This is a genomic window from Bradyrhizobium sp. SOJA106, from assembly GCF_059448745.1.
In genome coordinates, this window is the sequence record NZ_CM182549.1 from 8,180,529 (window position 1) to 8,193,900 (window position 13,372).

The following is a 13,372-nucleotide window of genomic DNA, read 5'->3' on the forward strand; positions in this document are numbered from 1 at the left end:
CGATGTCCGGCCCCAATGCCAGCCTGATGGTCCCCGGCCTGCGCCGGAACATGGTGACGATCTGCGCCATGACTGCGACCATCATGCAGGCGCTGGACACCACCATCGCCAACGTCGCCCTGCCCTACATGCAGGGCACGCTGTCGGCCTCGCAGGACCAGATCAACTGGGTGCTGACCTCCTACATCGTCGCCGCCGCAATCATGACGGCGCCGGTGGGCTGGATCGCCAACCGCTACGGCCGCAAGCGCATCTTCATCATCTGCTCGGCCGGCTTCACCATTGCCTCCGTGCTGTGCGGCCTCGCGCAAGACATCAACCAGATGGTGCTGTTCCGCCTGCTGCAGGGCGTGTTCGGCGCCGCGCTGGTGCCGCTGTCGCAATCGGTGATGCTTGACTACTACACGCTGCAGGAACGCGCCAAGGCGATGTCGATCTGGGGCATGGGCGTGATGATGGGCCCGATCATGGGCCCCTCGCTCGGTGCCTGGCTCACCGAGACCTATTCCTGGCACTGGGTGTTCTTCGTCAATCTGCCGTTCGGCGCGATCACCGTGATCGGGCTGATCGTCTTCATGGATGAGACCAAGAAGGATCTCACTCTCAAGTTCGACTGGCTCGGCTTCGCCGCGCTGGCGATCGCGATCGGCGCCCTCCAGCTCGCGCTGGACCGCGGCGAGCAACTGGGCTGGCTCGAGTCGAACGAGATCATCGCGGAATTCATCGTCTCGGCCGTCGCCTTCTACTTCTTCCTGGCGCACTCCTTCACGACCTCGACGCCGTTCATCCGCTTCGCGCTGTTCCGGGATCGCAACTTCGTCACCGGCTGCATGTTCATGATCGTGATGGGCCTCGTGCTGTTCTCGACCATGGCGCTGGCTTCGCCCTACATGCAGAACGTGATCGGCTATCCCATCATCACCGCCGGCCTGCTGCTGGCAAGCCGCGGCTTCGGCACTTTCTTCGCCATGATGCTGGTCGGCCGCATGATGCGCTATTTCGAGGCGCGCACGCTGATCATCACGGGCCTGACGCTGACCGCGGGCTCGCTGTTCCAGATGACCGGCTGGACCGACCTGACCCAGGTGCCGGAGATCGTGACCGTCAGCGTGGTCCAGGGCTTCGGCTTCGGCCTCGTGTTCGTGCCGCTCTCGACCGTGTCGTTCCTGACGCTGTCGAACGACCTGCGCACCGACGGCACCGCGATGCTGACCCTGATGCGCAACGTCGCGAGCTCGGTCGGCATTTCCGTCGTCATCGCCGAGCTGACGCAAGGAACGCGGCGAACCTATGCGATCCTGTCCGAGCACATCAACCCGTTCAACCACGCGCTGCAGATGCCTGACGTGCGCGGCATGATCAACCTGTCCACCGACGCCGGCCGCGCCATGGCCGACAGGATGGTCGGCGTGCAGGCGCAGATCATCGCCTTCGCCCACGACTACCAGCTGGTGATGTTCTTCATTCTCTGCACCATCCCGCTCGCCCTGCTGATCGGCTCCACCAAGGCCGCGCTGCGCAAGCAGGCCGCGGGGCCGGAGCATGCGGTGATGGAGTAGGACGCGCGCCAGTCTCGTGCCCCGGACGCAGCGCAGCGCTGCTTCAGCGTTGCGCTGCTGAGCCGGGGCCCATGCGGCGCCATGCTGGGGTCCCGGTTCTGCGGCGCACCGCTGCGCGCTGCACCGCGCCTGGGACAAGCAGCCGCTACAACAACTCCTCGCAGCCCAAATCCTCGACCGCCATCATCACCCGCTCAAGGTTGTTCCACCAGATCAGCGGCGGGATGTTGATGCTCCATTGCCAGACCGGCTTGGTGATCTGCCAGAGCACCGACAGACGATAGTCCTGATCGAGCGCGCCGCGTGTGTAGCCGGTGACGCCATTGGCCATCAGCGTCTCGTGATAATGATTGAGCAGCGGCCGCTCGAGCGCCTGCCTGCGGTCCGGATACCATTGGATCGCCATCATGTAGGCGAGGTCGGTCGTCGGCACGTTGACGCGCCACTGGTCGAAATCGAAGATGCGCACGGTGTCTGCGATACCGGGGCGCGGCAGCAGGAAATTCCAGATATGGGCATCGCCATGGGCAATGCTGATATGACGCCGTGACTGATAGCGCTGGGACAGCCGGGCCGAATGCTCGATCAGGCGGCGATAGAGGGTGCGGCGCTCTTCGCCGAGACGGTCGCCGAGGAGATCGGCAAAACGGTCGTAATGACCGGCGAAGGTCTCCATGTGCTGCGCGCGCTCCTCAGCGCTCGCCCAGCTGCCGACGGTGTCACCAAGACCGGGATGGTCCCACCATGCCGCATGCCAGCGCGCCAGGGTCGTGACGATGGCCATCGCCTGCTCGCGCGTCGGCGGCAGAGGCCATTGGGTCGCGATCACATGGCTGTCGGTGAGATCCTCGAGCAGAAGGTGCCAGGCCTGGCTCTCCTCGTCGAAGCTCCCGTCGAAGCAGCGCGGCGCGAGCCCCCGCGGCATGCTCGGCGCAAGCTGCGTGTAGAAAGCCACCTCGTGCCGACCGGCATCGGCAAGTGATTTCGCGAAGGCGGCATGCGCGGTCTTCAGGATCAGCGATTGCGGCGCGCCGCCGGCTTCACCGACATAGCGCAGGCCGAGGCGGATGATGTGCGACACAACGGTGTCGCGCTGGTGCAGCACCTTCACCTCGCGCACGGCGCCGGCGTCCAGCGCACCCGCCTTGCGCAGGGCAGCCGTCAGATAGCTGGGCTCCGTGACCGCCGGCAGTGGTGAGGATGTCATGAATCGCGCCCCCCGGTGCTGCAGCCATACTGCATGATCACCCGGGGAAGCGCCAGCGCGCGTCGGCTGCCTTCACAGGAAGGCGGCGAGACGTCACACGTCGAAGAACACCGTCTCGTTGTCGCCCTGGAGCCGCAGGTCAAGCCGGTAGACCGGCTTCCCGGCTTCGCGCACCGCGGTCAGCGTGGCGCGGCGATCGGCCGGCACCAGCGCCAGCACGGGATCGGCGGCGTTGCCGGCCTCGTCGCTGAAATAGATCCGGGTGTAGAGATGCCGCAGCATGCCGCGTCCGAACACCGCTAGCAGGACATGCGGTGCCTGCGGCTTGCCATCGGGATCCGGCACCACACCCGGCTTGATGGTGTCGAAGGAATAATTGCCGTCCTTGTCGGTGCCGCAGCGGGCAAAGCCACGGAAGCTGGCGTTCGGCAATGCGCGCTTGTCCTGCGGGTCGGCAAAGCGTCCCTGCGCATCCGCCTGCCAGATCTCCAGCATGACATCGGGCACGGCGACGCCGTCGCCGTCATACACCCGGCCCTCGATGCGGATGCGATCGCCCGTGACGTCGGGCGTCAGCGTCGAGTTGGTGAACGCGTCGTTCCAGGCGTACTCGCCGTTCGGCGTCAGGCCGTATTTGAAGAACGGACCGACGGTCTGCGATGGGGTGATCCCGTTGGGCTTCACAGAATCCTGCACTAGTGATTCTCCATAGGCGTGGCGTTCTTGCCGCGCAGCACGATGTCAAAGCGGTAGCACAGCGCCCATTCGGGCTGGGTGTTCTCGAGGTCGAACGACGATACCATCCGCGCCCGCGCCTTCTCGTCCGGCACCGAGTTGAAGATCGGATCGAATGGGAACAGCGGATCGTTCGGGAAATACATCTGCGTGACGAGGCGCGTGACGAAGGAATGGCCGAACACCGACAGATGGATGTGCGCGGGACGCCAGGCGTTGTGATGGTTGCCCCAGGGATAGGCGCCGGGCTTGATGGTGACGAAGCGGTAATAGCCGTCGGCATCGCTCACGGTGCGGCCCGCACCGGTGAAATTCGGATCGAGCGGCGCCGGATGCTGGTCGCGGACATGGACGTAGCGGCCGCAGGAATTGGCCTGCCAGATCTCGACCAGCGAGTTCGGCACGCCGCGGCCGTCCTCGTCGCGGACATGGCCGTGCACGATGATGCGCTCGCCGATCGGCTCGCCCGCATGCTGAGTGGTGAGGTCATTGTCGCCCTGGCGCACCGTCTCGTGGCCGTAGACCGGGCCGGTGAGTTCCGACAGGGTGTGGCGCATCGGGATCAAGGGCTTGTTCGGCGCGCGCTTGATCGAGCTCTTGTACTCGGGCGACAGCGGCAGCGGATGCGCCCTGTTGCTGTCGGTGGGATAGATGAATGTCATTGGCGAACTCCTCCCCGGCCATTTTGGTCCTGCCGGTCAACGCTTCCGCCAATCATTATAGGACATAACTAATTTGGGGAAGCGGGTTTCGGCGGCTTCCTTGCAGCTGTCATTCCGGGGCAGCCCGTCAGGGCTGAACCCGGAATCTCGAGATCCTCAGGTGCGCAACTGCGCACCATAGTTCAGGTGCAAGTGCACCGCCCCGGGATGACGAACGCTGCGTTTCATCAATTCAGCTTCTCGATCGCGACCGCGACACCCTGGCCGACGCCGACGCACATGGTGGCGAGCGCGAGCTTGCCGCCGCGCTTCTCCATGCCGTGCACGGCGGTGAGCGCGAGGCGCGCGCCGCTCATGCCGAGCGGATGGCCGAGTGCGATGGCGCCGCCATGCGGATTGACGTAGTCGGCATCGTCGGCGACGCCGAGCTGGCGCATGCAGGCGATGCCCTGCGAGGCAAAAGCCTCGTTGAGCTCGATCAGGTCGAAATCGTTGATCTTCTTGCCGAGCCGCTCCATCAGCTTGCGGGTCGCGGGCACGGGGCCGATGCCCATGATGCGCGGCGGCACGCCGGCCGAGGCGAGGCCGAGGATGCGGGCGCGCGGCGTCAGGCCGTGCTTCTTCACCGCGGCTTCCGAGGCCAGGATCATCGCGGCGGCGCCGTCGTTGACGCCGGAGGCGTTGCCAGCGGTCACCGTGCCGGGATTGCGCACGATCGGCTTCAGTTTTGCCAAGCCTTCCAGCGTGGTCTCGGGGCGCGGATGCTCGTCCTTGTCCACGGTGATGGGGCCGGACTTGCCGCCGGGAATGGTGATCGGCGTGATTTCTTCGGCGAAATAGCCGGCCGCGATCGCCTTGCCCGCGCGCTGCTGCGAGCGGATCGCGAAGGCGTCCTGGTCGGCGCGCGAGACCTGGAATTCCTCGGCGACGTTCTCGCCGGTCTCCGGCATCGCATCGACGCCATACTGTGCCTTCAGAAGCGGATTGATGAAGCGCCAGCCGATCGTGGTGTCGAAGATCTCGGCGGAGCGTGAGAATGCTTCCTGCGCCTTGCCCATCACGAAGGGCGCGCGTGTCATGGATTCGACGCCGCCGGCGATCGCAAGCTCGATCTCGCCGGAACGGATGGCGCGGCCCGCAGCGCCGACCGCGTCGAGGCCGGAGGCGCAGAGGCGGTTGAGCGTCTGGCCGGGAACCGAATCCGGCAGGCCTGCCAGCAGCAGCGCCATGCGCGCGACGTTGCGGTTGTCCTCGCCGGCCTGGTTGGCGCAGCCGAAGAACACTTCGTCCACTTGCGCCCAGTCGAGATTGGAGTGCTTGGCCATCAGCGCCTTGATCGGGGCGGCGGCGAGGTCGTCGGCGCGCACCTTGGCGAGCGAGCCGCCGAAGCGGCCGATCGGGGTCCGCACGGCATCGCAGATAAAGACGTCACGCATCGTTGTTCTCCCTGAATGCCGCGATCCGGCCAAATTCTTCAATGTCGGCGGAGTTTTAGGAGGGTGCCCGCGGCAGGTCAATTGACGGTTTCGCGGGTGGCATATTCGAAACTCTCCGTCATTCGGGGCGCCCCGAGGGCGAGCTATGGTGCGCAATTGCGCACCTGAGAATCCATAACCACGAGCCGGCGGTATTCCGGGCCTGCGCTGTCGGCGCATCCCGGAATGACGATGAGAATGTGGCAGCTCCTCGCCTGATGCGGACAACGTGGAAAACCTCCCCTCTCCGGCCAAACCGATAGGAGCAGGTGCCGAAATTTTGTAGGTTGCGCCGCCCATGACCATGCAACAACCGATACCCGTACTGCCGCCCGACGAAGCGCCTGCGCCACACGCCGAAGCCGCTGCGCGCGTCACGCCGATGATGGAACAGTACCTTGAGATCAAGGCGGCGCATCAGGGCCTCCTGCTGTTCTACCGGATGGGCGATTTCTACGAGCTGTTCTTCGAGGACGCCGAAATCGCCTCCAGGACGCTCGGCATCGTGCTGACCAAGCGCGGCAAGCATCAGGGCAACGACATCCCGATGTGCGGCGTGCCGGTGGAGCGCTCCGAGGATTATCTGCACCGCCTGATCTCGGCCGGCCACCGAGTCGCGGTCTGCGAGCAGACCGAGGACCCTGCGGCGGCGAAAGCGCGCGGCAACAAGAGCGTCGTGCGCCGCGGCGTGGTTAGGCTGGTCACGCCGGGCACGTTGACCGAGGACACGCTGCTCGATGCGCGTGCCAACAACTACCTGCTCGCGATCGCGCGGGCGCGTTCGTCCGCCGGCGGCGACCGCTTCGGCCTCGCCTGGATCGACATCTCGACTGCCGAATTCATGGTGACGGAGGTTTCCGGCGGCGAGCTGGCGGCGACGCTGGCGCGCATCAACCCGAACGAGGCGATCGTCACCGACGCGCTCTATAACGACAGCGAGCTCGGCCAGACCCTGCGTGAGCTCCCGGCAGTGACGCCGCTGACCCGCGACGTCTTCGACGGCGCCACCGCCGAGAAGCGCCTCTGCGACTATTTTGCGGTCGCGACCATGGACGGCCTCGCGCAGCTGACGCGGCTGGAAGCCACGGCAGCTGCCGCCGCGGTCACCTATGTCGACCGCACCCAGGTCGGCAAGCACCCGCCGCTGTCGCCGCCCGCGCGCGAAGCCTCGGGCGCGACCATGGCGATCGATCCGGCGACGCGCGCCAATCTCGAGCTGACGCGGACGCTCGCCGGCGAGCGTCGCGGCTCGCTGCTCGATGCCATCGACTGCACCGTGACCTCCGCCGGCTCGCGTCTGCTGGGGCAGCGCCTCGCCGCACCGCTGACCGATGCGACGGCAATCGCGCGGCGGCTCGATGCGGTCGGCACCTTCGTTGCCGATTCTGCTGCGCGCGAGGACATCCGCAGCATCCTGCGCGGCGCACCCGACATGTCGCGCGCGCTGGCGCGCCTGTCGGTCGGCCGCGGCGGCCCGCGCGACCTCGCGGGCTTGCGCGACGGCATCATCGCCGCCGATCAGGCGCTGACGCGGCTCTCGGAACTCGAGCAACCGCCGCAGGAGATCGCGGCGGTGATGGCCGCCTTGCAGCGACCGTCGCGGGAACTCGCAGCCGAATTTGCCCGTGCCCTCGAGGAGCAATTGCCGCTGATCAAACGTGACGGCGGCTTCATTCGCGCGGGCTACGAGCCTGCGCTGGATGAAGCGCGAAACCTGCGCGATGCCTCGCGCCTCGTGGTCGCCTCGATGCAGGCGCGCTACGCCGACGACACCGGGGTCAAAGCGCTCAAGATCCGCCACAACAACGTGCTCGGCTATTTCGTCGAGGTGACCGCGCAGCACGGCGACAAGCTGATGTCGGCGCCGCTGAATGCGACCTTCATCCACCGCCAGACCCTGGCGGGGCAGGTGCGCTTCACCACGTCGGAGCTCGGCGAGATCGAAGCCAAGATCGCCAATGCCGGCGACCGCGCACTCGGCCTCGAGCTCGAGATCTTCGAGCGGCTCTGCGCCAAGGCGCTCGCGATCAGCGACGATCTGCGCGCGGCGGCGCAAGGCTTTGCGCTGCTCGACGTCGCGACGTCACTGGCGAAGCTCGCCGTCGACGAAAACTATGTGCGGCCAGAGGTGGACTCGTCGCTTGCCTTCGCGATCGAAGCCGGCCGCCACCCTGTGGTCGAGCAGGCGTTGAAGCGCAACGGCGAGCCGTTCATCGCCAATGCCTGCGATCTGTCACCTAGCCCTGCGCAAAAGTCCGGCCAGCTCTGGCTGCTCACCGGTCCGAACATGGCGGGTAAATCCACTTTCCTGCGCCAGAACGCGCTGATTGCCTTGATGGCGCAGATCGGCAGCTTCGTGCCGGCGACGCGCGCGCGGATCGGCATCATCGACCGTCTGTTCTCGCGCGTCGGCGCCGCCGACGATCTCGCCCGCGGCCGTTCCACCTTCATGGTGGAGATGGTCGAGACCGCGGCGATCCTCAACCAGGCCGGCGAGCGCTCGTTGGTGATCCTGGACGAGATCGGCCGCGGCACCGCGACCTTCGACGGTCTTTCGATCGCCTGGGCCGCGATCGAGCACCTGCATGAGAGCAACCGCTGCCGCACGCTGTTCGCGACGCATTATCACGAGCTGACCGCGCTCTCGGCAAAACTGCCGCGCATGTTCAACGCCACGGTGCGCGTGAAGGAATGGCAGGGCAACGTCGTGTTCCTGCACGAGGTGCTGCCGGGCTCGGCCGACCGCTCCTATGGCATCCAGGTCGCAAAACTCGCCGGCCTGCCGCCGGCCGTGATCACGCGCGCCAAATCCGTGCTCTCCAAGCTGGAAGCGCAGGACCGCGGCCAGACCGCGCGGGCGCTGGTGGACGACCTGCCGCTGTTCGCCGTCCCCTCCCGCGCCGCCGCGGAAGCTGCGCCGCCGAGCGAGGCCGAGCTGCTGATGGACGCCGTGAAGGCGCTGCACCCGGACGAGATGTCCCCGCGCGAGGCGCTCGAAGCGCTCTATGCGTTGAAGGCCAAGCTGCCGAAGCAGTGAAAAGTGCCGCAGGGTGGGCGAAGCGCAGCGTGCCCACCCTGTCATAGCCAAGACTGAAAGGAGATGGTGGGCACGGCGCGAAGAGCGCGCCTTCTGCCCACCCTACGAAACTGCCGCCAGCCGCTTCCGTCGTCCGTTCCACCACAGTGTCAAATTCCAGCCGATGCAGGTGGCGAGCCCCATGGTGAGGCCGATCGCGGAGCCAAAGTTTGCGGCACCGACATGCAGCACCGCAATCGCCATGCCGAATCCGAGCAGGCCCCACGCGGAGTTGGCGAGCACGGCGGCGGTCGGCGGACCGCCGATGCGCGGATGCAGGATCACCATGATGCTGGTGAACACGATCGGGTAGAGCGCGATAACGCCGCTCACCCGCGGGCCGACCCAGCCCGAGGTCGAGACCACGATGGCGACCAGCGTCGCCACCAGCGAGGCGCGGAACGGAATGTCGTACCAGCGGCGCGTCACCAGCGGCATCTTCGCATGGCGGTAGTTTGCCAGCAGGGGAATGCAGATGCCGAAGGCGACCAGGTTCACCGCAAGGCCGGCCGTCAGACTCCAGTCGAACAGGCGGATGATGGAGGCGAGCACGATCCACACCGCGACGGCGCTTCCACAACTCACCAGCAGATTGTTCCGCTGCGCCAGCACGACGTAGGTGAGCCCGAGGACGATCGTCGCAGCGTTGACCGGAAGGCTCGCCAGCGCGCCTTGCGCAATGAAGGCGGCGTCGTGGTCGATGGCGAGGAAGACGTAGGACGGACCGGCCGAGATCGGCAGCGTCGCCACCAGCGCGCCGATCACCGGGCCGGAGCGTTCAGTGATGATCGACGCCGACACCACGAACGCCGCCGCGATCGCCATGCGCAGGACAAGGAGGAGAATGAAGTGGAACTCGGGAGGCATTTTTTGTTTGTCATCCCGGACAAGCGCAGCGCAGATCCGAGACCCATGGCCACAGGCTTCGCTGTGTTAGACGATTGTAGTGATCAGTTCGGCAATACAATCGGCGTTTGGGATTATAGGTCCCGGCGTTCGCCGGGACGACACCAATTGTGGAGTAGCGGCTTTCGCTCCTCACATCCGCTGCATCGACACCGAAACCTTCGGGCCGTTCTTGATGGTCTGATAGACCACGCAATAGCGCTCGGTGAGCTTGAGCAGCAGATCAAGCTTGTCCTCCGGCGCGTCGGTGTCGACCTCGAAGCGGAGACGGATCTCGGCGAAGCCGACCGGGGTCTCCTTGTCGACGCCGAGCGTTCCGCGGAAATCGAGATCGCCCTCGACATAGACGTTGCCGGTCTTCAGCGGCACCTCGATCGCGGTCGCGACCGATTTCAGCGTGACGCCGGCGCAGGCGACGAGCGCTTCCAGCAGCATGTCTCCGGAGCAGAGCTCGAGGCCGGAGCCGCCCGTGGCGGGATGCAGGCCGGCCATCGCGATGGCGCGACCGGTCTCGACTTTGCAGGCGATGCCTTCGCTGTCGGTGGAGCCCTTGGCCTTCAGCGTGATCATCGCGGCCTTGGGATCGGTCTTGTAGCGTTCCTTGATCGGGGCCTGCATCTGGCGCAGTTCGGCAGCGTCCATGTTGTTCTCTCCCGGAAAATACGCCTGCCGATGTACCGGCTTAAGGAGCGAATGTCACCACCACATGGCCTCACCGGGACCCTGGGTTGCGTCACGGTCGGGCACGCTGCGGTCCAGCGAGCGGTCGAGTGACGTCAGCACACTGCGCTTGAAATTCTCGAACAGCGGCGAGTTGCGATCCCGCGGCCGGCCGAGATTGATCTCGATCTGGTCGAACAGCCGGCCGGGCCGTGGCCGCATCACCAGCACGCGGTCGGCCAGCACCACAGCTTCGTCGACGTCATGCGTGACGAGGATCAAGGTCGGGCGCGTGTCGGCCCAGAGGTCGAGCAGGTGATCCTGCAGATCCCTGCGGGTGAAGGCGTCCAGTGCGGAGAACGGCTCGTCGAGCAGCAGCACCTCGGGCTGCGGCACCAGCGCCCGTGCGATCGCGACGCGCTGCGCCTGCCCTCCCGAGAGCTCGCGTGGCCAGGCTTGTGCCTTGTCGGCGAGCCCGACGCGCTCGAGCGCACGCGCGACCTTCTCACGGCGTTCGGCAGCCGGCAGGTCGGCAAGGCCGAAACCGATATTGTCGGCGACGCTGAGCCAAGGGAGAAGCCGCGGCTCCTGGAAGATGATGCCGATGTTGGCATGCGGCGAAGAGATTGCCTCACTGTCGAGCGTCACTGTGCCCGAGCTGGCGCGCTCGAGGCCGGCGATGGCGCGGAGCAATGTCGACTTGCCGCAGCCGGAGCCGCCAATGATGGCGATGATCTCGCCCTGCCCGATCTCTGCGGAGAAGCGCGCCAGCGCCTGGACGCCATTCGGATAGGTTTTGCTGACCCGGTCGAGCGCCAGCATCGCGTTACGCTCCCTTCGCGCGGGAGAAGGCGTCCTGCCAGCGCAAGAACGGCGCGGCGGCGACCTCGATCAGCCAGTCGGTGAGCTTGCCCAGGGCGGCGAAGATTACGATGGCGGCCAAAATCTGCGCGGGCTTGCCGAGCTGCTGGCCGTCGAGCAGGAGATAGCCGAGGCCTTCGGAGGCGCCGATCAGTTCGGCCGCCACCACGAACATCCAACCCAGACCGAGGCCGACGCGCAAGGACACGATGTAAGCCGGCAGCACCGCCGGGAGCAGGATGCGGCGGATCATCGCGAAGGCGGAAAGGCGGAAAGTGCGGCCGACCTCGACGATCTTGCGATCGACCGAGAGGATCGCGCCCATCACGCCGAGATAGACCGGGAAGAACACGCCGACCGCGATCAGCGCGATCTTCGAGGTCTCGAAGATGCCGAGCCAGAGGATGAAGAGCGGCACCCAAGCGAGCGAGGGAATCGCGCGCAGCGCCTGCACGGTCGGATCGAGCAGCCGCCGCGCCAGCGACCAGTAGCCGGAGATGGCGCCGAGCAACGTTCCCGCGACAACGCCGAAGGCGAAGCCGAGCCCAACCCGCCACAGCGTTGCGGCGATGTGGCGGACCAACTCGCCGGAGCGGGCGAGCTCGGTGATGGTGGCGAAGACGCGCGAGGGCGGCGGCACCAGGCGCCCGTTGGACCAGCCGAGAAACACCACGAGCTCCCAGCCGAGCGCGAGGGTCAGCGGCAGCAATAGTCCCAGCATCGGCCGCCCATAGCGCGACAGCCGCGAAGGCGCGGCAGCGCGTTCGGCTGGTTCCGAGGTTTGTTGCAGGACTGGCGCGTCGGAGATCATGTCCGGTAGGAAGCGCGTCTCGTGGGGGAATGCAAGGGCGCCTCTTACCCTCCCCCCTCCAGGGCAGGGCTATCGCATATGGATTTCACGGGGATTGTCTGCAGGCTTGCTCCGCCTCTCCCGCTTGCGGAGAGGCCGACGCGCTCGCAGAGCGCGGCGGGTGAGGGCTCTTTCCTCTTGGGGATTATCCCGTTGTGGAGACACCCTCTCCCCAACCCTCTCCCGCAAGCAAGCGGGAGAGGGAGCCCAGTGCCGATGCCGCCGCATCGTGCAAGCCATATGCGATTGCCCTGCCCTCCAGGGTAGGAGCGCACTAGTTCGTCGGCAGCGGGACCTGGTCGTCGATCAGGGCATCGAGCGTAGCCTTCACGTCGACCTTGGCGTCGACGACGCCGGCTTGCTGGAGCGCGAGGCCCGCGGCGAGGATCGCCTCGCGCTGGAGCGCGCCGATGCGGCTGTGGGTGAGCTCGGTGCGCTCCTTGAGCTGCTTGTCGACGACCGCCTCGGGCAGTTTCGTGGCTGCAATGAAGGTCTTCTTCAGCTCGTCGTAATTGGCCAGCGAATATTTTCGCGCCTCCTCATACACCGCAAGCACGCGGCGGGCAGCATCCGGATAGTCCTTCAAGAACTGCTCGCGCACATTGAGGATGCCCCAGGTGTTGGCGTCGGCCTTGCGGTAGAACAGCTTGGCGCCTTCCTCGACCTCGGCCTGCGCCATCATGGGATCGAGACCGGCCCAGGCGTCGACGTCGCCGCGGATCAGCGCGGTCTTGCCGTCGGCATGCTGGAGCAGCACCGGCGTGATGTCCTTTTCGGTGAGACCAGCACCAAGCAGCGCGCGCACCAGGAAGATGTGCGGATCGGTGCCGCGCGTCACCGCGACGCGCTTGCCCTTCAGATCAGCGACGCTTGCGATCTTGGAATCCTTGCCCGTGACCAGCGCGGTCCACTCGGGGCGCGAATAGACATAGATGGACTTGATCGGATTGCCGTTGATGCGCGCGACCAGCGCCGCCGAGCCCGCGGTCGAGCCGAAATCGATCGAGCCGGCGTTGAGGAATTCGAGCGCCTTGTTCGAGCCGGCCGACTGCACCCAGGTGATGGTGATGCCGTCCTTGGCGAACTCCTTCTCGAGCAGCCCCTTCTGCTTCAGGACCATCGACACTGGATTGTAGGTCGCCCAATCGATGCGGATCTCCTTGAGCGGATCGGCGGCCTTTGCCGCGGGGGTCACGGCGAGCGCAATGGCTCCCGCAAGCAGAATGCGTCGTGTCATCCAGGTCATACCCAGGCTCCTCCAAAACTTCATTGTTTTTCAGTGAGTTATATCTAGAGGTCAACGAGAAAATCCGCCCCATGAAACGTACTGGCCGAGAACAGATTTGCCCAAAGCCGCACCTTTCCAGCATGGAACGACTAT

Annotated in this window: 11 protein-coding genes; 2 read left to right on the plus strand and 9 right to left on the minus strand. The window is 66.0% G+C overall.

Annotated elements, in window-relative coordinates; all coding sequences use genetic code 11:
- Positions 1 to 2 precede the first annotated feature (2 nt).
- Complete coding sequence (locus tag AC5V87_RS38650) at positions 3 to 1,559, plus strand: MDR family MFS transporter (protein ID WP_495369590.1); 1,557 nt, start codon at positions 3 to 5, stop codon at positions 1,557 to 1,559.
- A gap of 145 nt (positions 1,560 to 1,704) precedes the next feature.
- Here the strand turns inward: AC5V87_RS38650 and AC5V87_RS38655 are convergent, their stop codons facing one another.
- The 4 genes from AC5V87_RS38655 to pcaF all read right to left on the minus strand — a co-directional run bounded on the left by AC5V87_RS38655 (position 1,705) and on the right by pcaF (position 5,599).
- Positions 1,705 to 2,766: a phosphotransferase gene (locus AC5V87_RS38655; protein ID WP_495369591.1), complete on the minus strand. Its 1,062-nt coding sequence runs from the start codon at positions 2,764 to 2,766 to the stop codon at positions 1,705 to 1,707.
- A gap of 93 nt (positions 2,767 to 2,859) precedes the next feature.
- Positions 2,860 to 3,462 (minus strand): protocatechuate 3,4-dioxygenase subunit alpha, encoded by a 603-nt coding sequence (gene pcaG, locus AC5V87_RS38660; RefSeq protein ID WP_456841530.1) that lies wholly within the window; start codon positions 3,460 to 3,462, stop codon positions 2,860 to 2,862.
- Entirely contained in the window at positions 3,462 to 4,163 is a 702-nt protein-coding gene (pcaH, locus tag AC5V87_RS38665) for a protocatechuate 3,4-dioxygenase subunit beta (protein ID WP_456841531.1), read from the minus strand. The genes pcaG and pcaH overlap by 1 nt, the downstream gene beginning before the upstream one ends.
- A 227-nt stretch (positions 4,164 to 4,390) precedes the next feature.
- The gene (pcaF, locus tag AC5V87_RS38670) at positions 4,391 to 5,599 is read right to left on the minus strand and encodes a 3-oxoadipyl-CoA thiolase (RefSeq protein ID WP_456841532.1); all 1,209 of its coding nucleotides are present in this window, start codon (positions 5,597 to 5,599) and stop codon (positions 4,391 to 4,393) included.
- 337 nt (positions 5,600 to 5,936) lie between these two features.
- Between pcaF and mutS the strand changes: the two genes are divergently transcribed.
- Positions 5,937 to 8,675: a DNA mismatch repair protein MutS gene (mutS, locus tag AC5V87_RS38675; protein WP_495369592.1), complete on the plus strand. Its 2,739-nt coding sequence runs from the start codon at positions 5,937 to 5,939 to the stop codon at positions 8,673 to 8,675.
- A gap of 102 nt (positions 8,676 to 8,777) precedes the next feature.
- On the opposite strand, the gene AC5V87_RS38680 is transcribed toward mutS, so the two are convergent.
- From AC5V87_RS38680 to AC5V87_RS38700, 5 genes are all read right to left on the minus strand, one after another.
- Complete coding sequence (locus AC5V87_RS38680) at positions 8,778 to 9,581, minus strand: hypothetical protein (RefSeq protein WP_495369593.1); 804 nt, start codon at positions 9,579 to 9,581, stop codon at positions 8,778 to 8,780.
- A gap of 171 nt (positions 9,582 to 9,752) precedes the next feature.
- Positions 9,753 to 10,262 carry an OsmC family protein gene (locus AC5V87_RS38685; RefSeq protein ID WP_495369594.1) on the minus strand — a complete coding sequence of 170 codons (510 nt, stop codon included), beginning with the start codon at positions 10,260 to 10,262 and terminating at the stop codon, positions 9,753 to 9,755.
- Between the two features lie 54 nt (positions 10,263 to 10,316).
- A complete protein-coding gene (locus AC5V87_RS38690; protein ID WP_495369595.1) occupies positions 10,317 to 11,102 on the minus strand; it encodes an ABC transporter ATP-binding protein in 786 nt (261 codons plus the stop codon).
- Positions 11,103 to 11,106: 4 nt separating this feature from the next.
- Complete coding sequence (locus tag AC5V87_RS38695) at positions 11,107 to 11,952, minus strand: ABC transporter permease (protein WP_495369596.1); 846 nt, start codon at positions 11,950 to 11,952, stop codon at positions 11,107 to 11,109.
- A 313-nt stretch (positions 11,953 to 12,265) separates the two neighbouring features.
- Positions 12,266 to 13,237, minus strand: a complete 972-nt coding sequence (locus tag AC5V87_RS38700) for an aliphatic sulfonate ABC transporter substrate-binding protein (RefSeq protein ID WP_495369597.1) — start codon at positions 13,235 to 13,237, stop codon at positions 12,266 to 12,268.
- Positions 13,238 to 13,372: the final 135 nt, after the last annotated feature.

What these genes read in the sequence shown, in the direction of transcription:
- AC5V87_RS38650 (WP_495369590.1), top strand. Translation starts at nt 3, where the DNA reads ATGTCCGGCCCCAATGCCAGCCTGATGGTCCCCGGCCTGCGCCGGAAC.
- AC5V87_RS38655 (WP_495369591.1), bottom strand. Translation starts at nt 2,766, where the DNA reads ATGACATCCTCACCACTGCCGGCGGTCACGGAGCCCAGCTATCTGACG.
- pcaH (WP_456841531.1), bottom strand. Translation starts at nt 4,163, where the DNA reads ATGACATTCATCTATCCCACCGACAGCAACAGGGCGCATCCGCTGCCG.
- pcaF (WP_456841532.1), bottom strand. Translation starts at nt 5,599, where the DNA reads ATGCGTGACGTCTTTATCTGCGATGCCGTGCGGACCCCGATCGGCCGC.
- mutS (WP_495369592.1), top strand. Translation starts at nt 5,937, where the DNA reads ATGACCATGCAACAACCGATACCCGTACTGCCGCCCGACGAAGCGCCT.
- AC5V87_RS38680 (WP_495369593.1), bottom strand. Translation starts at nt 9,581, where the DNA reads ATGCCTCCCGAGTTCCACTTCATTCTCCTCCTTGTCCTGCGCATGGCG.
- AC5V87_RS38685 (WP_495369594.1), bottom strand. Translation starts at nt 10,262, where the DNA reads ATGGACGCTGCCGAACTGCGCCAGATGCAGGCCCCGATCAAGGAACGC.
- AC5V87_RS38690 (WP_495369595.1), bottom strand. Translation starts at nt 11,102, where the DNA reads ATGCTGGCGCTCGACCGGGTCAGCAAAACCTATCCGAATGGCGTCCAG.
- AC5V87_RS38695 (WP_495369596.1), bottom strand. Translation starts at nt 11,952, where the DNA reads ATGATCTCCGACGCGCCAGTCCTGCAACAAACCTCGGAACCAGCCGAA.
- AC5V87_RS38700 (WP_495369597.1), bottom strand. Translation starts at nt 13,237, where the DNA reads ATGACCTGGATGACACGACGCATTCTGCTTGCGGGAGCCATTGCGCTC.